The organism is Streptomyces sp. NPDC058295 (genome assembly GCF_042880655.1).
Taxonomy (GTDB): Bacteria; Actinomycetota; Actinomycetes; order Streptomycetales; family Streptomycetaceae; genus Streptomyces; species Streptomyces coriariae.
On sequence record NZ_JBHVYO010000009.1, the window covers coordinates 208926 to 233386 of the forward strand.

Annotated in this window: 21 protein-coding genes; 13 read left to right on the forward strand and 8 right to left on the reverse strand. The window is 71.1% G+C overall.

The annotated features are described in order from the left end of the window. Positions 1 to 33: 33 nt before the first annotated feature. From ACFVYS_RS12565 to ACFVYS_RS12580, 4 genes are all read right to left on the reverse strand, one after another. Positions 34 to 1512 carry a GntP family permease gene (locus ACFVYS_RS12565; protein ID WP_389501402.1) on the reverse strand — a complete coding sequence of 493 codons (1479 nt, stop codon included), beginning with the start codon at positions 1510 to 1512 and terminating at the stop codon, positions 34 to 36. A gap of 269 nt (positions 1513 to 1781) precedes the next feature. Then, positions 1782 to 2192 carry a RidA family protein gene (locus ACFVYS_RS12570; protein WP_389501404.1) on the reverse strand — a complete coding sequence of 137 codons (411 nt, stop codon included), beginning with the start codon at positions 2190 to 2192 and terminating at the stop codon, positions 1782 to 1784. A 7-nt stretch (positions 2193 to 2199) separates the two neighbouring features. Continuing rightward, positions 2200 to 2967, reverse strand: a complete 768-nt coding sequence (locus ACFVYS_RS12575) for an IclR family transcriptional regulator (protein ID WP_020128061.1) — start codon at positions 2965 to 2967, stop codon at positions 2200 to 2202. Then, positions 2964 to 4007 (reverse strand): sugar kinase, encoded by a 1044-nt coding sequence (locus ACFVYS_RS12580; protein ID WP_389501406.1) that lies wholly within the window; start codon positions 4005 to 4007, stop codon positions 2964 to 2966. The genes ACFVYS_RS12575 and ACFVYS_RS12580 overlap by 4 nt, the downstream gene beginning before the upstream one ends. A gap of 171 nt (positions 4008 to 4178) precedes the next feature. On the opposite strand from ACFVYS_RS12580, the gene ACFVYS_RS12585 reads away from it, so the two are divergent. Further along, the gene (locus tag ACFVYS_RS12585; RefSeq protein WP_389501408.1) at positions 4179 to 5453 is read left to right on the forward strand and encodes an amino acid deaminase; all 1275 of its coding nucleotides are present in this window, start codon (positions 4179 to 4181) and stop codon (positions 5451 to 5453) included. A gap of 11 nt (positions 5454 to 5464) precedes the next feature. Continuing rightward, positions 5465 to 7159 carry an amidohydrolase family protein gene (locus ACFVYS_RS12590; protein WP_389501409.1) on the forward strand — a complete coding sequence of 565 codons (1695 nt, stop codon included), beginning with the start codon at positions 5465 to 5467 and terminating at the stop codon, positions 7157 to 7159. Here ACFVYS_RS12590 and ACFVYS_RS12595 read toward each other — a convergent pair. Both ACFVYS_RS12595 and ACFVYS_RS12600 read right to left on the reverse strand, forming a co-directional pair. Further along, positions 7119 to 8018 (reverse strand): serine protease, encoded by a 900-nt coding sequence (locus ACFVYS_RS12595; protein ID WP_389501411.1) that lies wholly within the window; start codon positions 8016 to 8018, stop codon positions 7119 to 7121. The genes ACFVYS_RS12590 and ACFVYS_RS12595 overlap by 41 nt on opposite strands. 143 nt (positions 8019 to 8161) lie before the next feature. Next, complete coding sequence (locus ACFVYS_RS12600; RefSeq protein ID WP_389501413.1) at positions 8162 to 8815, reverse strand: hypothetical protein; 654 nt, start codon at positions 8813 to 8815, stop codon at positions 8162 to 8164. 124 nt (positions 8816 to 8939) lie between these two features. Here ACFVYS_RS12600 and ACFVYS_RS12605 point away from each other — a divergent pair, with 124 nt between their 5' ends. The 7 genes from ACFVYS_RS12605 to ACFVYS_RS12635 all read left to right on the forward strand — a co-directional run bounded on the left by ACFVYS_RS12605 (position 8940) and on the right by ACFVYS_RS12635 (position 15899). Beyond that, complete coding sequence (locus ACFVYS_RS12605; protein WP_020128071.1) at positions 8940 to 10151, forward strand: pyridoxal phosphate-dependent aminotransferase; 1212 nt, start codon at positions 8940 to 8942, stop codon at positions 10149 to 10151. Positions 10152 to 10228: 77 nt separating this feature from the next. Beyond that, positions 10229 to 10669 (forward strand): hypothetical protein, encoded by a 441-nt coding sequence (locus ACFVYS_RS12610; RefSeq protein WP_389501415.1) that lies wholly within the window; start codon positions 10229 to 10231, stop codon positions 10667 to 10669. A 157-nt stretch (positions 10670 to 10826) separates the two neighbouring features. Then, positions 10827 to 11411, forward strand: coding sequence for a Uma2 family endonuclease (locus ACFVYS_RS12615; protein WP_389501458.1), 585 nt, complete (start codon positions 10827 to 10829; stop codon positions 11409 to 11411). 117 nt (positions 11412 to 11528) lie between these two features. Beyond that, a complete protein-coding gene (locus ACFVYS_RS12620; RefSeq protein ID WP_389501417.1) occupies positions 11529 to 12593 on the forward strand; it encodes a hypothetical protein in 1065 nt (354 codons plus the stop codon). A 12-nt stretch (positions 12594 to 12605) separates the two neighbouring features. Next, positions 12606 to 13778: a toxic anion resistance protein gene (locus tag ACFVYS_RS12625; protein WP_389501418.1), complete on the forward strand. Its 1173-nt coding sequence runs from the start codon at positions 12606 to 12608 to the stop codon at positions 13776 to 13778. Continuing rightward, positions 13775 to 15310, forward strand: a complete 1536-nt coding sequence (locus ACFVYS_RS12630) for a substrate-binding domain-containing protein (protein ID WP_389501420.1) — start codon at positions 13775 to 13777, stop codon at positions 15308 to 15310. Before ACFVYS_RS12625 ends, ACFVYS_RS12630 begins: the two co-directional genes overlap by 4 nt. Then, positions 15297 to 15899 carry a hypothetical protein gene (locus tag ACFVYS_RS12635; RefSeq protein WP_389501422.1) on the forward strand — a complete coding sequence of 201 codons (603 nt, stop codon included), beginning with the start codon at positions 15297 to 15299 and terminating at the stop codon, positions 15897 to 15899. The genes ACFVYS_RS12630 and ACFVYS_RS12635 overlap by 14 nt, the downstream gene beginning before the upstream one ends. Positions 15900 to 16062: 163 nt before the next feature. Here ACFVYS_RS12635 and ACFVYS_RS12640 read toward each other — a convergent pair whose 3' ends face one another. After that, positions 16063 to 17886: a phosphoenolpyruvate carboxykinase (GTP) gene (locus ACFVYS_RS12640; protein ID WP_389501423.1), complete on the reverse strand. Its 1824-nt coding sequence runs from the start codon at positions 17884 to 17886 to the stop codon at positions 16063 to 16065. Between the two features lie 324 nt (positions 17887 to 18210). Here ACFVYS_RS12640 and ACFVYS_RS12645 point away from each other — a divergent pair, with 324 nt between their 5' ends. The 4 genes from ACFVYS_RS12645 to ACFVYS_RS12660 all read left to right on the forward strand — a co-directional run bounded on the left by ACFVYS_RS12645 (position 18211) and on the right by ACFVYS_RS12660 (position 22047). Beyond that, positions 18211 to 18924 (forward strand): hemolysin III family protein, encoded by a 714-nt coding sequence (locus tag ACFVYS_RS12645; RefSeq protein ID WP_020128078.1) that lies wholly within the window; start codon positions 18211 to 18213, stop codon positions 18922 to 18924. Between the two features lie 125 nt (positions 18925 to 19049). Next, positions 19050 to 20636, forward strand: coding sequence for a DHA2 family efflux MFS transporter permease subunit (locus ACFVYS_RS12650; RefSeq protein WP_389501425.1), 1587 nt, complete (start codon positions 19050 to 19052; stop codon positions 20634 to 20636). A 4-nt stretch (positions 20637 to 20640) separates the two neighbouring features. Then, a complete protein-coding gene (locus ACFVYS_RS12655) occupies positions 20641 to 21276 on the forward strand; it encodes a TetR/AcrR family transcriptional regulator (RefSeq protein ID WP_389501427.1) in 636 nt (211 codons plus the stop codon). A 33-nt stretch (positions 21277 to 21309) separates the two neighbouring features. After that, the gene (locus tag ACFVYS_RS12660) at positions 21310 to 22047 is read left to right on the forward strand and encodes a Mut7-C RNAse domain-containing protein (RefSeq protein WP_389501429.1); all 738 of its coding nucleotides are present in this window, start codon (positions 21310 to 21312) and stop codon (positions 22045 to 22047) included. Here ACFVYS_RS12660 and ACFVYS_RS12665 read toward each other — a convergent pair. Further along, entirely contained in the window at positions 22044 to 24461 is a 2418-nt protein-coding gene (locus ACFVYS_RS12665; protein ID WP_389501460.1) for a galactose oxidase-like domain-containing protein, read from the reverse strand. The genes ACFVYS_RS12660 and ACFVYS_RS12665 overlap by 4 nt on opposite strands.

Below are 24461 nucleotides of genomic sequence, written 5' to 3' on the forward strand. Positions count from 1 at the left end.
ACACAGTCAGCCCCTGACTTCGTTACCGGAGTCCTACACGAAGAGGCTGATTCCGGCCGCCATCACGAACCCGGCCACCGACAGCACCGTCTCCAGCACGGTCCACGTCTTGAGGGTGTCGCGCTCGCTGATGCCGAAGTACTTGGCCACCATCCAGAATCCGCCGTCGTTGACGTGCGAGGCGAAGATCGAGCCCGCCGAGATCGCCATGATGACGAGGGCCACGAAGGCCTGCGAGTGGTCGCCCTCGGCGAGCAGCGGCGCCACGATGCCCGCCGTCGTCACGATCGCCACCGTCGCCGAGCCCTGGGCGACGCGCAGCACCACCGAGATCAGGTAGGAGAGGACGATCACCGGCAGGCCCACGTCGTTGAAGGTGTCCGACAGCGCCTGGGCCACCCCGCTCGCCTTCAAGACGGCACCGAAGATCCCGCCCGCTCCGACCACCAGCAGGATGTTGCCGACCGGCTTCAGCGAGGCCGTCGAGACCGTCTCCAGCGACTTGCGGGACCAGCCGCGCCGGATGCCGAGCAGGTAGTAGGCGAGGAGCAGGGCGATGGTCAGCGCCACGAAGGGGTGGCCGAAGAACTCGATCACCGAGCGGCCGGTGGACGGGTCCAGGGCGATGGAGGAGAAGGTGGCGGCGAGGATCAGGATCAGGGGCGTACCGATGATCCCGAGGACCGTGCCCAGCGGCACCGGGTCCTCGCGCGGGACGACGCCCTGCGTCCGCTGCTCCTCGACGACGGCCCGCTTCGCCTCCGCCGCCGCCTCGACCATGTCCTGCGGCACGGCGACGAAGATGCGGCGGCCGATCCACGCCGAGTACGCCCAGGCCGCCAGCACCGCCGGGATGCCGCAGACGACCCCCATGAGGATGACCCAGCCGAGGTCGACGTGCAGCAGGCCGGCGGCCGCGACCGGGCCGGGGTGCGGGGGCAGGAACGCGTGGGTCATCGACAGACCCGCGAGCAGCGGGAGGCAGTACAGCAGGATCGACTTGCCGCCCCGCTTGGCGGCCGCGTAGACGATCGGGGCCAGCACGAAGATGCCGACGTCGAAGAAGACCGGGATGCCGAAGATCAGACCGGTCAGGCCCATCGCGAGGGGCGCTCGTCGCTCGCCGAACACACCGAGCAGCCGGGACGCCAACACCTCGGCGCCGCCGCTGACTTCGAGGACCGCGCCGAGCATGGTGCCCAGTCCGATGATGATCGCGACATGGCCGAGGATGCCGCCCATGCCGGACTCGATGGTGGAGACGGCGTCCGACCGCTGCACGGTGCCGAAGAGTTCGGTCACGGACAGACCGGCCAGCAGACCGACGGCTATGGAGACCGCGAGGAGGGCCACGAAGGGCTGGATCCTGACCTTGATGATCAGGAAGAGGAGAAGGGCGATGCCGAGGGCGGCGACCGTCAGCAGGCCCGCCGTGCCGTCGATCAGGAGAAGCAGTCCGCCGGTGTGGGGTGGGGTCTCGGCGGGGGTGGATGCCGCGAGCGGAAGGGGCATTCGGGGGTCCTCTGCTGGGGTTCACGGTGCTTTCGGGCAGGGGGGATCGCGGCACGGCGTCCCCTGCGAACGGGGATGCCGTGCCGTGAGGCGGTGCGGTGTGCGGGAGTTGCGAAGCGCCGGCCGGGTCTGGTGGCCGGTCAGCCGCCGGCCCGGTCAGCGAGCAGGCCCGGCCAGTCGGCAGGCCCGGTCGGCCGAGAGTGGTCACTCGGCCGGGACCGGTCGGCCGAAGGCGGTCGGTCCCGGCCGACCCGGCCGGTCGAGGGTGGTCAGCCGAGGACGGCGAGCGCGTCGATCTCGACCAGGAGCCCGGCCGGGAGGCCGACGTAGACCGTCGTACGGGCCGCGGGCGGGGCGGTGAGGGGCTGCTCCCCGAAGTACGCGTTGTAGAGCTCGTTGAACTCGGCGAAGTGCGCCGTGTCCGTCAGGTAGACGCGGATCATCATCACGTCGTCCCAGCTCGCGCCGCCCTCCTCAAGGATCGCCTTGACGTTGGCGAGGGTCTGGAGGGTCTGTTCGCGCAGGGTGGGGCCCGCGGGCGTCGGGGGCTTGCCCTCCTCGGCGGGCAGGAAGCCGACCTGGCCCGCGACCTGGAGGATGTTGCCCTTCTTCACCCCGTGCGAGAACTTCGCGGGCGGGGTGGTGTGGGTCTTGGGGGTGAGGGCGGTCTTCTCGGTCATGCCGGGCTCATTCCTTCGGGGCTTCCTTGATCGGGGTTCTGCCGGAGTACTCGCCGCTGATCGCGTCCGCCGTGCGGCGTACCAGCGGGAGCAGGGTGAGGAGTTCGTCGGCGGTGACGACGACGTTCGGCGCGGAGACCGACATCGCGGCGACCACCCGGCCGTCGGCGCCCCGGATCGGCGCGGCGGCACAGTTGATGGACTCCTCGTGGCCACCGAGGTCGGTGGCCCAGCCCTGTTCGCGCACCTTTTCCAGCTCGCGCAGGAAAGCGGGGGCGTTGGGGGTCGAACGGGCCGTGTAGAGGGGGTAGTCGAGCTTCTCGGCGATCACCCGTCGTTCGGGCTCGGGCAGGTCGGCGAGGAGCAGCTTGGCGACGGCGGCGACCGTGATGGCGACGGGCTTGCCGATCCGCGAGTACATGCGCACCGGGTAGCGGCTCTCCACCTTGTCGATGTAGAGGACCTCGCCCTCCTCGTACACGGCGAGGTGCACGGTGTGCCCGCAGGTCTCGTTGAGACGGGCGAGGTGCGGATGCGCGATCTCGCGGATGTCGAGGTTCTCCATCGCCTCCTGGGCGAGGGCGAAGAGGCGGGCGCCCAGGCGGTAGCGCTGGTCGGACTGGCGGTAGACGAGACCGTGCTCGTGCAGGGTGCGCAACAGCCGCAGGGCCGTCGATTTGTGCACGCCGAGGCGGTCGGCGACCTGCCCGAGGTCGGCGGGGCCCTCGGCGAGCAGCGGCAGGATGCTCAGCGCTCGGTCGACGGTCTGGCTCATGGGGTGGGTACCTCCTCGTCGGCCCGGTCTGCGGCGTGTGTCCAGCCGGGGCCGAGTCGAAGTCTCCCCCACGCGGCGTCGTCGAGGGCCGCGAGCCGGTCGGCGTGGTCGCGGGAGGGCGGCACGGCCAGGTCACCGGGGACGGTGAGGGCGGCGGCGGCCATCAGGTGCCCGTGCCGGAGGCGGTCGCGCGCGGGCAGCCCGCGCAGGGTGGCGGAGAGGAATCCGGCGGCGAAGGCGTCCCCGGCGCCGACGGCGGCGACGACGTCGACCCGCGGGGCGGGGACGTGCAGGACGCGTCCCCGGTCGAAGACGGTCGCCCCCAGCGCTCCTTGCTTGACGACGAGCACCTCGGGGTCGGGGAACGCGGTCCGTACGGCGTCGACGCCGTCCAGGCCCCACACCTCGGCCGCCTCGTCCTCGCCCACGAACACCAGGTCGGCGCCCCGGGCCAGTTCGAGGAGGACCCGGGGGCTGTTGCCGTCCGTCCACAGCCCGGGCCGGTGGTTGACGTCGAAGGAGACGAGGGGCCGGCCGGGCCGGGGGGCCGTCAGTTCGCGCAGCAGGCCGAGACAGTCCGTGGAGAGGGCCGCGGTGATCCCGGTGAGGTGCAGCACCCGGCCGGCCCGTACGGCGTCGAGGCCGACGGTGTCGACGGACATCGCGGAGGCCGCCGACCCGGACCGGTAGTAGGCGACCTCGTGCGCGTCGGTGGCCCGGTCGCCCGCGGTGCGGAAGTAGACGCCGGTCGGGCGGTCGGGATCGCGCCGTACGGAGGTCACGTCGACCCCGTAGGAGCCGATGGTCTCGACGAGGTGGTCACCGAACCCGTCCGCCCCCACCCGGCTGACCCAGCGCACCGCGTGTCCGGCCGCCGCCAGCGCGCAGACCACGTTGGACTCGGCGCCGCCGATGCCCCGGTCGAAGGTGGGTACGTCGGCGAGGCGGCCGGGCCGGGAGGGCAGGAAGGTGACCATGGACTCGCCGAGCGCGACGACGTCCACGGCGTCGGGGGCGTTGCAGGGTCCGGTGGCGGTCACGATCGTCGTAGCTCCCTTGCTGGTGCGGGCGAGCGAAGCGAGATGGGGGTCCCCCGGCCGAAGGCTGGGGGAGGCTCCGTTGACCCCGCGTTGGCCGAGATGTTAGACAGCAGTAAGCGATATACGCAATGGACGTTGCAGCTTGTGCAACGCTCCTGATCAGGAGGTTCCATGAGTACCGAGGCACTCGAGGCGCTCGCCCGACTGGCCGGGGAACGCGTCGACCACCGCTTCAAGGGCCTCCCGCCGGACGCCGACGGCCTCACCGTCGGCGAGCTGGCCGCCCAGCGCCGCAACCTCTTCACCGACGGCTTCGCGACCCCCGTGCTGGCCCTCTCCGCCGAGCGCCTCGAACACAACCTCGCCCTCATGGAGACCTACGCGACCCGCCACGGTCTCGCCTTCGCCCCGCACGGCAAGACCTCCATGGCCCCGCAGCTCTTCCAGCGCCAGATCGACCGCGGCGCCTGGGGCATCACCCTCGCCGTCCCGCACCAGGTGCGGGTGGCCCGGGCCTACGGCGTCCAGCGGGTCTTCCTCGCCAACGAACTGGTGGACCCGGCGGCCCTGCGCTGGATCTCCGCACAGCTCGACGCCGACCCCGCCTTCCACCTCCTCTGCTACGTCGACTCGGTGCGCGGGGTCGAGCTGATGGACACCGCCCTGCGCGGCGCCCGGCGTCCCCTGGACGTCGTCGTCGAACTGGCCGCGGGCGAGGGCGCCCGCACCGGCGTCCGTACGGAGACGGAGTGCGCGGCGGTGGCGGACGCGGTGGCCGCCGCACCGACCCTGCGGCTGGTCGGGGTCGCGGGCTACGAGGGCGAGGTCCCGCGGGCCGACCCGGAGCGGGTGCGGGCCTGGCTGCACCGCCTGGTCGCCCTCGCCGTCGAGTTCGACAAGGCGGGACGGTTCGCGGGCGCCGAACAGATCGTGGTCAGCGCGGGCGGCAGCGCCTGGTTCGACACCGTCGCCGAGGTCTTCGCCCAGATCCCCGGGCTCTCCCTGCCGGTGCTGAAGCTGCTGCGCTCCGGCGCGTACGTCTCGCACGACGACGGCCACTACCGCAGGCTGACCCCGTTCAACCGGGTCCCCGAGGAGGGCGCGCTGGAGCCCGCGTTCCGGCTGTGGACCCAGGTCGTCTCCCGCCCCGCCCCCGACCAGGCCTTCGTCAACGCGGGCAAGCGGGACGCGGCCTACGACCTCGACCTGCCCTTCGCCCAGGTGATCCGCCGCGACGGCACGGAACGCCCCGCCACCGGTGTCTCGGTGACCGCGCTCTCCGACCAGCACGCCTGGCTGCGCACCGACGCCGAGGCGGACGTCGAGGTCGGCGACTGGGTCGGCCTGGGCCTCTCCCACCCCTGTACGTCCTTCGACAAGTGGCCGCTGATCCCGCTGGCCGAGGCGGACGGCACCGTCGTCGACTACATCCGCACGTTCTTCTAGGGAGTCGGAACGTGGAAGACCTCGTCATCCGGGACGCGGACGTCGTCGACGGCACCGGCGCGGACTCCTACCGCGCGGACGTACTGATCGACGACGGCAGGATCGTCTCGATCGTGAAGGAGGCGGCGGCCGCCGGCTGCCAGCGCCCGAAGGCGGTACGGGAACTGGACGCGGAGGGACTGGTCCTCTCCCCCGGCTTCATCGACATGCACGCCCACAGCGACCTCGCCCTGCTGCGCGACCCCGACCACAGCGCGAAGGCCGCGCAGGGCGTCACCCTCGAAGTCCTCGGCCAGGACGGCCTGTCGTACGCCCCGGTCGACGACCGCACCCTCGAAGGGGTCCGCCGGGCCATCACCGGCTGGAACGGCTACGGCGAAGACCTCGACTTCGACTGGCGTTCGGTGGGCGAGTACCTGGACCGCCTCGACCACGGCGTCGAGGGCCGGGGCATCGCCGTCAACGCGGCCTACCTCATCCCCCAGGGCACGGTCCGTGCCCTGGTCGTCGGCTGGGAGGACCGCCCGGCCACCGACCGGGAGCTGGACCGGATGCGCCGGCTGGTCGCGGAGGGGCTGGAACAGGGCGCCGTCGGCCTGTCCTCCGGGCTGACGTACACGCCCGGCATGTACGCGCGCGGCGCCGAACTGACCGAACTGTGCCGGGTGGTGGCCGGCTACGGCGGCTACTACTGCCCCCACCACCGCAGTTACGGGGCCGGCGCGCTCGAGGCGTACGCGGAGATGATCGAGCTGACCCGCGAGGCGGGCTGCCCGCTGCACCTCGCCCACGCCACCATGAACTTCGGTGTGAACGAGGGCCGCGCCCCGGAGCTCCTGACCCTCCTGGACGAGGCCCTGGCCTCGGGCGCCGACATCACCCTCGACACCTACCCCTACACCCCCGGCTGCACGACCCTCGCGGCCCTGCTGCCCAGTTGGGCGAGCGAGGGCGGCCCGCCGGAGATCCTGCGCCGCCTCGCGGACCACGACACGGCCGCCCGCATCCGCCACGACCTGGAGGTGACCGGCGCGGACGGCTGCCACGGGGTGCCGGTGGACTGGGACACGATCGAGATCTCGGGTGTGGGCGACGAGCGGCTGGCGGACCATGTGGGCCGCACGGTCCACGCGTCGGCGCTCCTGCGCGGCGAGGAGCCCTGGACGACGGCCCGCCGCCTGCTCCTGGAGGACCGGCTGGCCCCCACGATCCTCCAGCATGTGGGCCACGAGGAGAACGTCCGCACGATCATGCGCCACCGCGTCCACACGGGCGGCTCGGACGGCGTCCTGACGGGCGCCAAGCCGCATCCGCGGGCGTACGGCACGTTCCCGCGCTACCTCGGCCACTACGTACGGGAGTCGGGGATCCTGTCCCTGGAGGAGTGCGTGGCCCACCTGACCGGCCGCCCGGCGGCCCGCCTGCGCCTGCCGGACCGGGGCCTGGTCCGCGAGGGCCACCGCGCCGACCTGGTGCTCTTCGACCCGGACACGGTGGCGGCGGGCTCCACCTACGAAGCCCCGCGCACCCTGCCCACCGGCATCCCGCACGTCCTGATCGACGGCCGCTTCGTCATCGAGAACGGCCGGCGCACGGACGTACTGGCGGGGCGGGCGGTCCGTCGCAGTCCCATGAGACGGAACGCCGCGCCCGGTGGCCCGAGCCCTACGGCTTGGGCAGGGTGCAGGCGGTCGCGCTCAGGTTGAGCTGGTTGCCGGTGGTGAAGCAGGCCGGGATGATGTAGGTCTCCTGGGCGTAGTTGATGCCCTGGCGGACGGTGACGTTGCCGCTCGCGTCGACCTCACAGGGGTTGTTCTCCGTGCAGCGCGCGCCGTCCTCGTTGCCGGTGTTGTTGACGGCGACGACCTTGCCGGTGGACTGGTCGATCACCGGCGAGCCGGAGGTGCCGCCGATGGTCTGGCAGGCGGAGGTGTAACGGACCGAGTCCTTCCAGGTCCAGTCACCCTCCTTCAGGCGGTACACGAACCCGTCGATGTTGCAGCTGTAGAGCCGCTTCCAGTAGCCGGACGCCACGGTGATGGCGGTGCCGGCGGTCGGGTGGGTGTCCTGCACGGTCAGTGCGGAGATCCCGTACGAGTTCTTGATCGTGGCGTACGTGCTGGTGAGCTGGTAGATCGAGATGTCCGTGTCGGTCATCGTCCCGTAGGCCAGCTTGCTGGCGCGCAGGGTCGCGACCCGGGTGCCGGCGGAGTTGAGCAGGCCGAAGGTACGGCTGGAGGCCTGGTTGACGAGCACCTCGCCGGGCTCCGGGAAGCCGGTCGACAGGCAGTGGCCGTTGGAGAGCACCAGCGCCGGGTCGGTGTCCAGGGAGTTCGGGAAGCGGACGACGGAGCCGGAACAGTTGCTGAGCGCGACGGTCCCGGCGAGGTTGACGGCCTGGAGCGTCGGCGCGGCGGCCTTGGTGTCCGCCTTGACCGCGGTCGCGGAAGCCGAGGCGGCGGAGGCCGTCGCGGGCTTCGCGCTCACCGGAGCGGCGACCGCGGGTGCCGCACCCGCCCCGGCGATGGCCAGGGCGAAGAGCGCGGCAACGAGAGGCTTTCTCATGTGGGGGTCCCCTCTTACGACAGGGCGACCGGAGATCTTCCGGCCGCCCGCTGATTTGTCATGCGCATTGTTAGTGCACAGAGGGGAGAGAACAAGGGTCGCTTTTCGGCCGCGGGATCCTCGGCTCCGGGGGCCGTCCCGGTCTACCTGCCCCCCTTGTCCCGGCCCCGGCCCTTCCCGGGATTGCCCTTGGCGGACCCGGAGGCGGACCCGGAGGCCGAGGCGGAGGCCGCGGCACTCGCCGCCTGGCTCACGGAGGCGTCGGCCGACGACCCGGCGGAGGGCGTCCCGGATGCCGTGCCCCCCGAGGACGGCACCGGAGCGACCGAAGCGGACGGGGCCGGCGCCACGGCCCCGGCGGAGCCGCTCGCGGCCGAAGCCGGCCCGTCCGACGGGCTCACCGCGCCGTCCGGCGCCGAGCGCGTGTCCCCCTGCTTGCCCCGCTGGTCCCCGGCCGGATCCCCGGAGAAGGACATCCCCGCCACCACCGCGGCCAGCGCCACCGCCCCGGCCGCCCCGGCGGCGGCCAGCACGCGGCGCGAAGGGCGGCCGCCCGTCCGGTGCGCGGCACGCCGACGGTCCGCGCGGCCGCCCGGCTCCGGCCCCGGCCCCGGCCCCGGCTCCCGCTCCGGAGGACGGACCCGAGGCAGCTCGGCGGTCTCGTCGTACGCGTTCTCCCACCCATGGGCGGCGGCCGGATCGGTGTACCGCTCGTACGAGGCCGGATCGGTCTCGGCGTACGGGTGGTACACGATCGGCTGTACCGGAGGCACGCCACTCTCACCTGGCCTGAACATGCCGCGGATTGTAGGGACAGGAGTGACTCCTGGGACAGCTACCGGCGATAACGACCCAAACCACCCGTCTCACGTGGCGGGAAACACGCCCCCGGAAGCGTTACCGGGCCGTAAGCTCCCAGACATGCAGGTGATCCAGTCGACCAAGCTCGCCAACGTCTGTTACGAGATCCGGGGCCCGGTTCTCGAGGAGGCGATGCGCCTGGAAGCGGCTGGTCACCGCATCCTCAAGCTGAACACCGGCAACCCGGCCGCCTTCGGGTTCGACTGTCCGCCGGAGATCCTGGAGGACATCCTCCGCAACGTCTCGACGGCACACGGCTACGGCGACGCGAAGGGTCTGCTGGCCGCACGCAGGGCCGTGGTGATGCACAACCAGACACTCGGCATCGAGACGGACGTGGAGCACGTCTTCATCGGCAACGGCGTGTCCGAGCTGATCGTCATGGCGATGCAGGGCCTGCTGGACGACGGTGACGAGGTACTGGTCCCGGCCCCCGACTACCCGCTGTGGACCGCCGCCGTCTCGCTCTCCGGCGGCACCGCCGTGCACTACCGGTGCGACGAGCAGTCGGACTGGATGCCCGACCTCGCCGACGTCGAGCGCAAGATCACCGACCGCACCAAGGCGATCGTCATCATCAACCCGAACAACCCGACGGGCGCGGTGTACGACGAGGCGATGATCCGGGGGCTGACGGACATCGCGCGCCGCCACAACCTCCTGGTCTGCTCGGACGAGATCTACGACAAGATCCTCTACGACGGCGCCACGCACACCCCGACCGCCAAGGTCGCCCCGGACCTGCTCACCCTCACCTTCAACGGCATGTCGAAGGCGTACCGGGTGGCCGGCTACCGGGTCGGCTGGATGGCGATCTCCGGTCCGCGCGCGCACGCCGACTCCTACATCGAGGGTCTGACGATCCTGGCGAACATGCGCCTGTGCGCGAACATGCCGGGCCAGCACGGGGTCGTGGCCGCGCTCAGCGGCCGCCAGACGATCAAGGACCTGGTGCTGCCGGGCGGGCGGCTCAAGGAGCAGGTGGACACGGCGTACGAGCTGCTGACGCAGATCCCGGGCGTGACCTGTGTCCGCCCGAAGGGGGCGCTGTACCTCTTCCCGCGTCTGGATCCCACCGTCTTCAAGATCAAGGACGACCGGCAGATGGTGCTGGACCTGCTGCGCCAGGAGAAGATCATGGTCGTCCAGGGCACCGGCTTCAACTGGCCGGAGCCGGACCACTTCCGGGTCGTCACCCTGCCGACGGCGACGGACCTGCGGGACGCGGTGGGCCGGATCGCCCGCTTCCTGGACGGCTACAGCCAGCCCTAGCGGCGGTTTATGGACGACTCAACTTTAGACGAGATCTAAGCTAGGATGGTTTCCTGACAGCACAGGAGGCCATCCTCATGTACGAGCCGATCCGCACCCCCGCTTCCCGTGGGTCCGCCCACACCTCGATGGCCGGCAAGCCCTCGGACTTCCCCCACCGCTCCCGCGAGGAGGAGCTGGACATCCAGCTCGCAGCGCATCTCGCGGCGCTGCTCGCCGTCACCGACGAGCTCCGCGCGGCGGCACCGTCCGCCGACCTGGACACCGCGACCGCACGGCTCGCGCAGCAGGTGACGCGACTGCGGGGCGGGCGGACTCCGGTCCGCGCCACCCTCGCCGCCGACCCGGCGGACCCGGGCCCCGCGGTCCTGCACGAGCGGGCGCACGCCCTGGCGGGCCGCGCCCTCCTCGTCGCCGCGTCCCGCGCGGACACCGCGGCGGCGATCCTGGCGGCCCAGCGCATGGACGCGCACGCCGCCGCCCTGGTGGAGAACAAGGAACTGAGCACCGCCGGCTGAACCCCTTCACCGGGGCCACCCTCCCGGTGAACCCCCTCCCCGGCCCCACCCCTGGCCGGGGCTCCCCTCCGGGGACCATGAACGGCCCCGGTCCGCGTGCACCCGCAGCGACGCGCGGACCGGGCGCCATCTTTCTCCGTACCATGCGCATATGGGCATGGACTACACGAAGATGCGCGCCATCGCGGAACAGCTCGGGGCCTACGCCGAGGGCCTCGAAGGGGCTTGGAGCGTCGAGATCGGCCCGGCCGGTCCGATACTGGCGATGATGTGCCCGTCGAAGCGGCACGAGGGCACGATCCGCCGCATCCGCAAGCAACTGGACGAGCAGCTCCTGACCACTCACCCCGGTTATATCTGTGCGAACGGCCCCGAGATCGAGAACCCCTCGGTCGGCCGTATGCGCCTGCCCGACGCGGTCGTCATCCCCGAGGACGCCCTGGACGAGGAGGGCATCGCCGTCGACGCCGGCCAGGTACTCGCCGCCGTCGAGATCGTCTCGCCGTCCAACCCGGACAACGACTACCGCGAGAAGCTCGCCGACTACCCCGCCATGGGCATCCCCCACTACCTGATCGTCGACCCGCGCAAGGGCACGGTCGAGGTGCACTCCGAGCCGTGCAACGGGCGCTACAGCCACACGGAGTCCTACATCTACGGCGACAAGATCCCCTTCGGCCCCTGGACCGTGGAGACCGACGACTTCCGGCGCTATGGCAAGGCCGGCGACCGCACGGACTGACCGGTCGTCACCCGGCAACGGGAACCTCCCCTTCCTGTTGCGTTCCGGGGCACCCCCTTCACTCCCCGTTCACCCGGACCACCCGGGAATGTGGGGTTCCGCGAGCACGCTCCCTTTGTGAGACGAATCGCAGGAATCGTCCTCGCGGTACTGCTGATGGCGGGTGTGGTGGTCGCCGTCGTCGCGGGCCGCAGTGATGAGGACAAGGGCACGGCAACGAAGACCGTGCGGATGGTGATCGGGTCGGAGAAGGCGGAGTTCTTCGCCGACCCGGACGTGGTGAAGGCCCTCGCCGCCAAGGGCTACGCCGTCGAGGCCGAGACCTCCGGGTCCTGGGCCATGGAGGGGCTGGACCTCAAGGGGTACGACCTCGCGTTCCCTAGCAGCCAGGCGCCCGCCGTCGAGCTCGCCGCGAAGTACAAGGTGAGCGGCACCCTCCCGCGCCCCTTCTACTCGCCGCTCGTCGTCGTGGCGCACAAGAACGCCGCCGGGGTGCTCGCGGGCAACGGCCTGGCGACGCTGGACGCCGACCACCGCGGCACGCTGAAGATGGCCGCCTACCTCGACGCGGCTCGCGCCGACCGGACCTGGCAGCAGCTCAAGGGGGCCGCGAAGTACGGGGAGTTGACCGGCACCCTCTACCTGTCGAGCACCGACCCGGAGACCTCCAGCTCGGGCGCCCTCTACCTGGCCGCCGCGTCCTACGTGGACAACGGCGGCAAGGTGGTCGCGAGCGACGCCGAGATCGGGCGCACGGCACCCCTGCTGCACAAGCTGGTCAGCGTCCAGGGCGCCCAGCAGTCCAGCACGGACGCGGCCTTCCGGGACTTCGTCAGCGGCGCCGGCAACCCGCTCGTCCTGGTCTACGAGTCGCAGGTCGCCTCGCTCCTCGCAAACGGGCAGCAGCCGGACGACCTGGTGGTGCTCTACCCGGACACCACCGTCAACAGCGACCACACCGCCGTACCGCTCACCGAGGACGGCCGGGCGCTCGCCCAACTCCTGTCCACCGAACCGGGGTTGCGCAAGCTGGAGATCCGGCACGGATTCCGTCCGCAGGGCGTCACCGCCGAGTTCGCCTCGGCCACCACCTACCTCAAGCAGGAACTGACCGGCGTCCGCCAGGCGCCCGTGCCCACCTCCACGGTGCTGCACGAGCTGGCGCGACGGGCGCGCGGATAGGGGGATCAGCACATGACCGACGACAGCACCTTCACCCTCACGCCGCCCGAGGCCGTCGCCGCGGTGCCGCGCGAGAAGGCCGGCGGGCTCGTGCCCGTCGACGACGCCGTCCGTACGGACATGGCCACCAAGGCCGCCGCGTATGTCGAGGGGCTCGCCGCGCTCGACGCCCGCTCGCCCGAGTTCGCCGGCAAGGTCGGCGAGATCACCGCGCTCGGCGCCGGTGAGATGCGCACGGCCGCCGCGCAGTCCAACCGCATGCTGGAACGGACCATCAGAAGCCTGCCGGACAAGGGCGGGGACGCCCAGTCGCAGGTCGCGGGCTCGCTCGTCGAACTCCGGCGGGTGGTCGAGGATTTGGACCCGCGTGACCTGCCGGCGTCCAAGGGACGGAAGTTCCTGTCCCGGCTGCCCGGCGGGAACAAGCTGCGTGACCACGTCGCCAAGTACGCCTCCGCGCAGGGCACGCTCAACCGGATCGTGGGCTCGCTGCGCGGCGGCCAGGACGAACTGCGGCGCGACAACGCCGCGCTGCAGACCGAGCGCGTCCGGCTCTGGGAGACGATGGGCAAGCTCCAGGAGTACGTCGTCCTGACCGACGCCCTGGACGCGGCGGTCGGACAGCGGATCGCCGACGCCGAGGCCACCGACCCCGAGCGGGCCGACGGCCTGCGCGCCGACGTCCTCTTCCCGGTCCGGCAGAAGCACCAGGACCTGCTCACCCAGCTCGCGGTCTGCGCGCAGGGCTACCTCGCCATGGACGTCGTACGCCGCAACAACGACGAGCTGATCAAGGGCGTCGACCGAGCGGCCACGACCACGGTCGCGGCCCTGCGCATCTCCGTGATGCTGGCCTCCGCCCTGGACCACCAGAAGAAGGTCATCGAGCAGGTCAACGCGCTGCGCGGCACCACCGAGGACCTCATCCGGGGCAACGCGGAGATGCTGGCGACCCAGAGCGGGGAGATCCAGCGCATCGCCGCCGATCCGGCGGTCGGCGCCGAGACCCTGCGCTCCGCCTTCCAGCAGATCTACCGCACCCTCGACGCCATCGACACCTACAAGGTGCAGGCCACCGAGGCGATGGCGGTGACCGTGGAGAGCCTGACGGCCGAACTCCAGCAGGCGAGCACCTATCTGGACCGCAGCCGCTCGCGGGGCGCCCTGGAAGGCGGGCTCGCATGAGACGTTCCCTCCTCGCGTGGACGGCCCTCGCCCTCCTGCTGACCGCCTGCTCGGCGCAGAGCGACGCCGATGACCCCGACGCGCCCGAACCCGGCACCCTGCGGATCCTCGCCTCCAGCGAGCTGAGCGACATGGCGCCGGTGCTCGAACAGGTCCGCAAGGACACCGGCGTCAAGGTCAGACCGACGTACATGGGCACCCTGGACGCCGTGAACCTGCTGGCGAAGGGCGGCACCGACGGGAAGTACGACGCCGTGTGGCTGTCCTCCGACGACTATCTGCGGCTGCGCCCGGACGCGGCGAAGAAGGTCGTGTCGGAGACGCCGATCATGTCGAGCCCGGTGGCCCTCGGGGTGAAGACCGCCAAGCTCGGCGCCCTCGGCTGGACGTCCGGCCAGGTCACCTGGTCGCAGATCGAGCAGGCCGTCCAGGACGGCGAGCTCACCTACGGCATGACCGACCCGGCCCGCTCCCACTCCGGCTTCGCCACGCTGATCTCGGTCGCCTCGGCGCTCTCGGGAGCCCAGTCGGCGCTCACCGACGCGGACGTCACGAAGGCGACGCCGAGGCTGAAGGAGTTCTTCAAGGGGCAGCAGCTGACCTCGGGGTCGTCGGGCTGGCTGGCGAGCGCGTACACCCGGCGCGGTGACGTCGACGCGCTGCTCAACTACGAGTCCGTACTGAAGGGCGTCCCGGGGCTGACCGTGATCCGCCCCACGGACGGGGTCGTCACCGCCGACTACCCGCTCTCCTCCCTCGCCGCGACCGACGCGGCGACCCGCAAGGACGTCAAGCGGGTCACCGACGCCCTGCGCACCGAGGCCGTCCAGCGGCTGATCACCACCCGGACGCACCGCCGCCCGGTCGTCGCCTCCGTGCCGCCCGCGGCCGGCCTCGACACCACCCGCCGGCGCGAACTGCCCTTCCCCGGCAGCCGCTCCGTCGCCGACGGGCTGCTCGACGCCTACGAGAACGAGCTGCGCCGGCCGTCGCGGACCGTGTACGTCCTCGACACCTCCGGCTCTATGGAGGGCGACCGGCTCAGCCGGCTGAAGGACGCCCTCGCCGACCTCACCGGTGACTTCCGCGACCGCGAGGAGGTGACGCTGATGCCGTTCGGGTCGGACGTGAAGAGCGTCGCCACGCATGTCGTCAGCCCCGCCGACCCGCAGACCGGACTGGCCGCGATCCGCGAGGACACCAAGGAACTCACGGCCGACGGCGAGACCGCGATCTACACCTCGCTGGAGAAGGCCTACGACCAGCTGGGCACCGACCGGGACGCCTTCACCTCCATCGTGCTGATGACGGACGGCGAGAACACCAAGGGCGACGACGCCGACGACTTCGACGCCTTCTACCGGGACGACCTCACCCCGGCCGGAAAGCGGATCCCCGTCTTCCCCATCCTCTTCGGCGACTCCGACCGCGCGGAACTGGAGCACATCGCCGACCTGACCGGCGGCCGGCTCTTCGACGCGCAGCAGGGCTCGCTGGACGGCGCCTTCGAGGAGATCCGTGGCTACCAGTAGGTTCGTCGGGTACCTGGAGTCCCGCAAGAACATCGCGGGCAGTGCGGCCGGACTGGCCGGTCTGGTGCTGACCTTCACGGGGGCTGCGGGCGCGTACTGGCCCGTCGTGGTGGTCGGTCTCTACGGCGCGGGAGCGCTGGTGGCCCCGCCGGAGCGGCCGCCGCTGCCCGACTTCCCGGATCCGTCGGCCCAGCTGGACGCGTTGCGCGACGACTTCGAGCGGCTCGGCGGGTATCTCGCGGAGATCGAGCTGCCGCCGGCCGCCGCCGGCCGTCTCACCGAACTCACCGGCCTGCTGGCCGCGCTGCTGGAGCCCGGCTGGGTCGCCGAGGTCCTCGCCCAGGACCCGGAGGGCGTCCACGCGCTCTCCCGGACCGTACGGCAGGACCTGCCCGAGGCCGTCGACAGCTTCGTCCGGACGCGCTGGTGGACCCGGATGGCGCCAGGCCAGGAACCCCCGGAGCGGCACCTGGAACGCCAGCTGGGCCTGCTGCAGGACGAGGCGGAGCGGCTGGCGGCGGCACTGAGGGAGACCGAGGCGCGGCGGCAGGAGACGCACACGCGGTATCTGGAGGACAGGGGCCATTAGGCGAAGGCCTGCCGTCGTCTCCTCGTCGGGGCGGACGGGGAGACGACGACAGGCCCATGGCCACGTACGCCGTTGTACGCGGCTCGCCGCATCGCACCGCGGCCGGCCGTGACGATCACTGGTCAGGGCAATCCCGTGCCGGCCGCGGAGTTCTCGGTGGGCTTCAGCCCAGGCGCTGCACCAGCGCGCGGTACTCGTCCCACAGTTCCTTCGGGGTGTGGTCGCCGAAGGTGTTGAGGTGCTCGGGGACCAGGGAGGCCTCCTCGCGCCAGACCTCCTTGTCCACGGTGAGGAGGAACTCCAGGTCGGAGTCGGCCAGTTCGAGGCCCTTGGTGTCGAGGGCGTCCTTGGTCGGCAGAATGCCGATCGGGGTCTCGACGCCCTCGGCCTTGCCGTCCAGGCGCTCCACGATCCACTTCAGCACGCGGCTGTTCTCGCCGAAGCCGGGCCAGACGAACTTGCCCGCCTCGTTCTTGCGGAACCAGTTGACGTAGTAGATCTTCGGCAGCTTCGACTGGTCCTTGCCCTTGGCGACGTCGACCCAGTGGCCCATGTAGTCGCCCATGTTGTAGCCGCAGAACGGCAGCATGGCGAAGGGGTCGCGGCGCAGCTCGCCGACCTTGCCCTCGGCGGCGGCGGTCTTCTCGGAGGCCACGTTGGCGCCGAGGAAGACGCCGTGGTTCCAGTCGAAGGACTCCGTCACCAGCGGGACCGCGGAGGCGCGTCGGCCGCCGAAGAGGATCGCCGAGATCGGCACGCCCCTGGGGTCCTCCCACTCGGGCGCGATGATCGGGCACTGCGCGGCGGGGACGGTGAAGCGGGCGTTGGGGTGGGCGGCGGGGGTACCGGACTCCGGCGTCCAGTCGTTGCCCTTCCAGTCGGTGAGGTGGGCGGGAGTCTCCTCCGTCATGCCCTCCCACCAGATGTCGTTGTCGTCGGTGAGGGCGACGTTGGTGAAGACCGAGTTGCCCCAGAGGGTCTTCATCGCGTTGGCGTTGGTGTGTTCACCGGTGCCGGGCGCCACGCCGAAGAAGCCGGCCTCGGGGTTGATGGCGTACAGCCGGCCGTCCTCGCCGAACCGCATCCAGGCGATGTCGTCGCCGATGGTCTCCACGGTCCAGCCGGAGACGGTGGGCTCCAGCATGGCGAGGTTGGTCTTGCCGCAGGCGCTCGGGAAGGCGGCGGCGACGTACTTGGACTCGCCCTGCGGCGGGGTCAGTTTGAGGATCAGCATGTGCTCGGCGAGCCAGCCCTCGTCGCGGGCCATGACGGACGCGATGCGCAGGGCGTAGCACTTCTTGCCGAGCAGGGCGTTGCCGCCGTAGCCGGAGCCGTAGGACCAGATCTCGCGGCTCTCGGGGAAGTGCGAGATGTACTTGGTGCTGTTGCAGGGCCACGGGACGTCGGCCTCGCCCTCGGCCAGCGGCGCTCCGAGCGTGTGCACGGCACGCACGAAGAAGCCGTCGGTGCCGAGTTCGTCCAGCACCGGCTGTCCCATGCGGGTCATGGTGCGCATGGACACGGCGACGTAGGCGGAGTCGGTGATCTCGACGCCGATCGCGGAGAGGTCGGAGCCCAGCGGGCCCATGCAGAAGGGGACGACGTACATCGTGCGGCCGCGCATGGAGCCGCGGAACAGCCCCTTCTCCCCCGAGAAGATCTCCCGCATCTCGGCGGGCGCCTTCCAGTGGTTGGTCGGGCCGGCGTCCTTCTCCTGCTCGGAGCAGATGAAGGTGCGGTCCTCGACGCGGGCGACGTCGGTGGGGTCGGAGGCGGCGTAGTAGGAGTTCGGGCGCTGCACCGGGTCGAGCCGCTTGAAGGTGCCCTTCTCGACGAGCTCCTCGCACAGTCGCTCGTACTCGGCCTCGGATCCGTCACACCAGACCACGTTGTCCGGCTGCGTCAGTTCGGCGATCTCGTTCACCCAGGAGACGAGTTCCTGGTGGTCGGTGGGGATGACGGGGGGAGCCGCGATGTCGCGCGCCACGATTGCTCCTAAATGAGGGATTTTTTGTTTGGAGGCCCCGTGGGGGCTGCGACCCGGATGCTTCGGATGATGACCTTGGCGCTCATCCGGTGTCGACCGCACTCATTTGATCATCCGATGGTACCGCCCATATGTCCAGAGGGCCTCACAGGTGAGCGGAGTGAGGATGGCCACGTGTAGACCCGACGTTTTGCGTCCACATGACGTTCAGCCGACGACCCTTTGACCCGGCCCGGCCCGGCCCCCGTGAGACGATGGCCACTCTCCACTCCCGGACATGCCGCGGTGACGCGTAAGTTACGGTTCCGTAGGTACGATTCGCCCATGACTGCGTCCGTCCCCGACGCGCCCACGGACTCGCCGGCCGCCGGCCCCGCGTCCGTCGCGCACTCCCTGTCGGAAGAGATCAAGCCCAAGCTCCGCGGCTGGTTGCACCTCGGCATGTTTCCGGCCGCTCTCGTCTCCGGGCTGGTCCTCACCGCCCTGGCGGACTCGTCCCGCGGCCGCATCGCCTGCGGAATCTTCGCCCTGACGGCCTGCCTGCTGTTCGGGGTGAGCGCCCTCTACCACCGCGGCGACTGGAGCCCGCGGATGGACGGCGTCCTGCGCAGACTCGACCACGCGAACATCTTCCTGATCATCGCGGGCACCTACACACCGCTCACCCTGCTGCTCCTGCCGGAGTCGAAGGGGCAGTGGCTGCTGTGGAGCATCTGGGCCGCGGCGATCGCGGGCATCGCCTTCCGGGTGTTCTGGGTCGGCGCCCCGCGCTGGCTCTACACCCCCTGCTACATCGCGATGGGCTGGGCCGCCGTCTTCTTCCTGCCGGACTTCATGCGGGCGGGCGGCATCGCCGTCATGGTCCTGGTGATCGTCGGCGGGCTCCTCTACAGCGCGGGCGGCGTGATCTACGGCATCAAGCGCCCCAACCCGTCACCGCGCTGGTTCGGCTTCCACGAGGTCTTCCACTCGCTGACCCTCGCCGCGTTCGTCGTGCACTACGTCGGCATCTCGCTGGTGGCATACCAGCACGGGTAACACCACTTTTCCGCCTCCCCCGGGCCACGGCTTCCGAGCCGTGGCCCTTTTTTGTGCGCGGGTTCCGCATACCGGGAGTCCATATCGATTGACACGCACCATCTTTTGAGAGCTACTCTCATTTCATGGCTACTGTCACGAACTCTGCTGCGGTGGGGCCCGACCCCCGCCGCTGGTGGGCCCTGGGGGCCCTGGTCGCGAGCATGCTCACGCTCGGCTTCGACACGACGATCCTCAATGTGGCCCTCCCGACGATGGCGGAACAGCTCGGCGCCGGCACAGGTCAGCAGCAGTGGATGGCGGACGCGTACATCGTCGTCTTCGCGGCGCTGATGCTCCCGGCCGGACTGCTGGGCGACCGCTTCGGCCGACGGAACATGCTGATCACCGGGCTGGGGATCTTCCTCGGCGGCTCGCTGGTCGGCGCCCTGGCCGGGGACGTGAACGCGGTGATCGGCGCCCGCGCCGTGATGGGCGTCGGGGCCGCGCTGGTCACACCGCTCGCACTGTCGGTGCTGCCCTCGCTGTTCGCGCCCGAAGAGCGCACCAAGGCCGTCGGCATCGTCTCGGCCGGCTCGACACTGGGCCTGCCGCTCGGGCCGATCATCGGCGGTTGGCTGCTCAACCACTTCTGGTGGGGCTCGGTCTTCCTCATCAACATCCCGATGGCCGCGATCGGCATCGCCGCCTGCGTCTTCCTGCTGCCCGAGACCCGCGACCCGGCCTCCCCCAAGGTCGACATCGTCTCCACCGCGCTCACCGCCGCCGGTCTCGGCGCCCTCATCTACGCGATCATCGAGGCGCCGACCCGGGGCTGGGGCGACCCGCTGGTCCTCGCGATGGACGCCACGGCCGTCGTACTGATCACCGCGCTGGTCCTGCGCGAGCGCCGGGCCGCGCGGCCCATGCTCGACATGGGGCTGCTCGCCCACCGCGGCTTCCTGTTCAACACGCTCGCGGCGACGCTGCTCATGTTCGTGCTGTCCGGCCTGCTGTTCGTCCTGCCGCAGTACCTCCAGGCCGTCCTCGGCAACGACGCCCTCGGCACCGGGGTGCGGCTGCTGCCGATGATGGGCGGTCTGATCGTCGCCGCGCGGGCCGCGCAGCCCGTCGTGGTCCGGTTCGGGGCACGGGCCGTGGTGAGCGCGGGCCTGGTGGTGCTGGCCTTCGCCATGCTGCTGGGCAGCCGGACGACGGTCGACTCCGGCTACGGCTTCACCGCGCTGTGGCTGTCGATCGTCGGGTTCGGCTTCGGCTTCTCGATCGTGCCCGCGATGGCCGGCGCCCTGGGCACCCTGCCCACCGACCGCGCCGGCAGCGGCTCCGGCCTGCTGATGACCCTGCGCCAGGTCGGCGCGGCCATCGGCATCGCGCTGCTCGGCAGCCTGCTCGCGAGCGCCTTCCGCGACCGCCTCGACGTCACCGGTCTGCCCGCGGGGGCCGCCGACAGCGCCGGGGACTCGGTGGTCGCCGCCCATGTGATCGCCGAGAAGGCGAACCTGACCGATCTCGCCTCCTCCGCGAACTCCGCCTACGTCCACGGCATGAGCCTGGTGCTGCTCGTGTGCGGCATCGCCGCCCTGGCCTCCGCGCTGCTGGCGGCCGCGTTCCTGCCGGGAACCGCGCAGGTCGAGGAGACCGGTGCGGTGGAGGGCGGGGCCGAGGACGCCGGTCCCGGCTTGGTCACCCCCACGGCCGATGCCCGACAATGAGCCCATGACGGCCGCACGCATCAGCTCTCCCGCCGACCACCCCTCACCCCAGCCGGGTCTCCGGGAGCGCAAGAAGACCAAGACCCGCGAGGCGATCCGCGCCGCGACCTACGCGCTGGTCGAGGAGCAGGGGTACGAAGCCACGACGATCGACCAGATCGCCGAGCGCGCCGAGGTGTCGCCGTCGACCGTCTTCCGCTACTTCCCGACCAAGGAAGACATCATCCTCACCGATGAGCAGGACCCGATCCTGCTGGCGCTGCTGCGCTCCCGGCCCGCCCACGAGGCGGTGGCGGACACCATGCGGTACGTGATGCGAGAAGGGGCCCGCATGGGCTTCGACGAGGACCCGGAGACGGCCCGGCTGCGCACCCATCTGATGGTCCAGGTTCCGGCGGTGCGCTCGCGGATGATGGAGAGCATGTCGGTCCTCGGCCGCATGCTCTGCGTCGCGATCGGCGAGCGCACCGGCCGCGACCCCGACAGCCTGGAGGTCCGCGTCTACACCATGTCCCTGCTCGGCGGCCTGATGGAGACGGCCCTGTACTGGGGCGAGCACGGCCACGAGGACGACTTCGGCGCCCTCCTCGACCGCACCCTGGACGTCCTGGAGCACGGCCTGAGCAACGAAAACCGCTGAGCCCCCGACCCTCCCCCGTGCCATCCTGACCAGGTGAACGCATTCGAGATCCGTGTCGAAGTCGCCCCGGAGCTGGCCCTGTTCGTCCCGCAAGCGCGGCGGGCCGGAGCCACCGCGCTCGCCGTGGACGGCGTCTCCACCCTCGGCCATGTCGTCGAGTCGCTCGGGGTGCCCCTCACCGAGGTCGGCACCCTGCTCGTCGACGGCCGTGCGGTACCGGTCTCGCACATCCCCTCCGCCGGCGAGTCGGTGACCGTCCGCCCGGTGGCCCGCCCCCAGCGGATCCCGGAGGCGCCGCTGCGCTTCCTCCTCGACGTCCACCTCGGCACCCTGGCCCGCCGGATGCGTCTGCTCGGCGTGGACACGGCGTACGAGTCGACCGACATCGGCGACCCGGCGCTCGCCACCCGGTCGGCGGCCGAACAGCGCGTCATGCTGAGCCGGGACCGGGGCCTGCTGCGGCGGCGCGAACTGTGGGCGGGCGCGTACGTCTACAGCACCGATCCCGAGGAGCAGCTCCGCGACGTCCTCGACCGGTTCGCGCCCGAGCTGCTTCCCTGGACGCGGTGCACCGCCTGCAACGGTCTGCTGCGCAAGGCCACCAAGGAGGAGGTCGCCGACCAGCTGCGCCACGGCACGCGGCAGTCGTACGACGTGTTCGCGCAGTGCCTGTCCTGCGGGCGCGCGTACTGGAAGGGCGCGCACCACGAGCAGCTGGTGGCCATCGTGGAGCGCGCCCTGGCGGAGTCCGCGGGACCGGGCCTGCCCTAGCCCCTGCGCAGGTCGCCCTTCCCGCACGCGAGGCCGTCCCGGTCGGGGTCGAGCCCCAGCGGGTCGTCCTTGCCGTTGACCTTCAGCCGCCCGTAGTCCTTGGCCCCGAGCCAGGAACAGCGGGCGGCCGTCGTCTTCTTCACCGTCGCCGGGAACGCCGTCGGCACGCACACGTTGATCGAGCCGTAGTGCCGGTCGCAGCCGGAGACGGTCGGGCCGACCGCTTGCGAGGTCCGCTTCCTGCCGGGGCCGGTGACCTTGCCGGTCAGGTCGTCGGCGAAGGAGTGCACGTGCGGTGCGGCCTCGGTGCCCGACGCCCCCGAGGACACCGAGAACGTCGACGCGGAGTCCGCGCTCAGCCCGGCCGGGCCCTGGAGGTGCACCCACTTCGCCACCGACGGCACCCCGTTCGCGTCCACCGCGAAGAGCATGTACCAGCCGGGCGGCGCCAGGTTCGGGTTGCTCGTCACGTTGAGGTCGACGTTGTTGCCGTCGACGGACAGCGGGAGATCGACGAAGCGCTGGTTCGGGTCGGAGGAGTGGGTCACCGCCGCCGGGCGGATCAGCTCCGCCTTGGCGATGGGCCGGTCGACCGTGATGCGCTGGGTGTCGCCGTACGTCCACTCCGTGTCGATGACCGACGTGATCGCCGGCCGGGCGCCCTTGAGCAGATAGGGCGGGGTGTAGATCGACACGTTGTGGTTCCAGGTGCCGTTGCCCGGGTTGTCGCCGGTCGACATCACCCGGCCGTCGGGCAGCAGGAAGGAGGACGAGTGGTAGCCGCGGGCCTGCGGGTCGGCGGCGACGGGATCGAAGGTGTTCGTGCCGGGGTCGTAGAGCGACGACTCGAAGACCGGGTCGGCCCGGTTGTGCAGCGCGCCACCCGTCTCCAGCACCTTGCCGTCGGGCAGCAGCACGGCGGACACGTACATCTTGCCCTGCGCGCCGGTCTCGGCCACCGGACCGTTGCCGAGGTCGACGGTGCCCTGCGGTAGCGGCGGCCCGGCGACGTACGACGGGTTCGCGGCCTTCAGGTCGATGATGTCGGTGAGCCGGTTGCCGTCCGGGTTGGAGTCGATGTTGCCGCCGCCGAGGGTGAGGACCCGCTGGTCCTGCGCCGGAGGCAACAGGACGCTCGCCGACTGGTCGCGCTGGTCCTTGTTCTGCAGGCCGGGGATCTGGGTGACCGTGTTGGCGTCGTAGTCGTAGACCGCCGAACCCGTGCCCGGGATGTTGTTGCCGAAGACATGGCTGCCCGAGTAGAAGAGGCGGCCGTCCTGCATCAGGATCATCGACGGGTACAGACCCCAGTACGACCAGGTCTGGTTGACCTTCCACAGCGGCTGCCACCGCTGCTCGGCCTGCGAGAACAGCTCGGCCGTCACCGATCCGGTCGAGTCCTCGCGCAGCCCGCCGAAGGACAGCACGTCACCGTTGCCCAGGACGGTGGCCGACGGGTACCAGTGGCCGTCGTTCATGTCGTTGGTCCTGCTGTACGTCTCGGTGACGGGATCGAAGACGTACGAGTCCTTGAAGCCCTCGTAGCCGTGCCCGCCCACCACCGGATAGGCCTTGTTGCCGCTCATCACGAGGACGCGCCCGTCCTGAAGCTGCACATGCCCGGAACAGAACATGTCCTTCGGCGTGGGGACGACCTTGTAACTGCCGGTCGCCGGGTCGTACACCGCCGACGTGAACGTGCCCGCGCCGAACTGCTCCTCGCTGTTGCCGGAGCCGGCGATCAGCAGCACCTTGCCGTTGTTGAGGACGACGGAGTGCATGGAGCGCACCGGGTTCCGCGTGGGCAGCACGTCCCAGCGGCCGTTGGCGCAGGTGTCGGCGGTGCCGGTGCAGGTCGCGGGCGGCAGGACGTCCGGTACCTGGTCCATCGCGTAGTCGTCGGTGGTCACCGAGCCGGTCCCGTAGACGGAGACGCCCCAGGTGATGCGGTCGGTGCCGGCCGGCACCGCGGGGGTGCGGACGGTGGCCTGGGTGTACGCGGACGCCATGTCCAGCGTCTTGAGGTCCGTCCAGTACTGCCAGCCCGCCGTCGCGTCGTGCCGGAAGAGGGTGACGGAGGTGTCGGGGGTCGTCGACCTGTACCAGAGCGACAGGTCGTACTGCTTGCCGACGGTCACCGCGGGCGCGCACGCCGCCGACTCGGTGATCAGCGCCTTGCGGTCGCCGTCGACCCGGCGGGTCAGCGTCACCTTCATCGCCTTGGCGCCGGTGTGCGCGTCCGAGGTGTGCGCGAAGGTGAAGTCGTTGTCGCCCCAGCCGGACTTCTCCCAGCAGGCCGGCATGCCGTCCGTACCGGACGTCTCGAAACCGGCGTTCTGAACGAGGTTGGCGGCGGACGCGGGCTGCGGCCCGGCCAGCAACAGGCCTCCGGTGAGGCCCGTCACCGCCAGCAT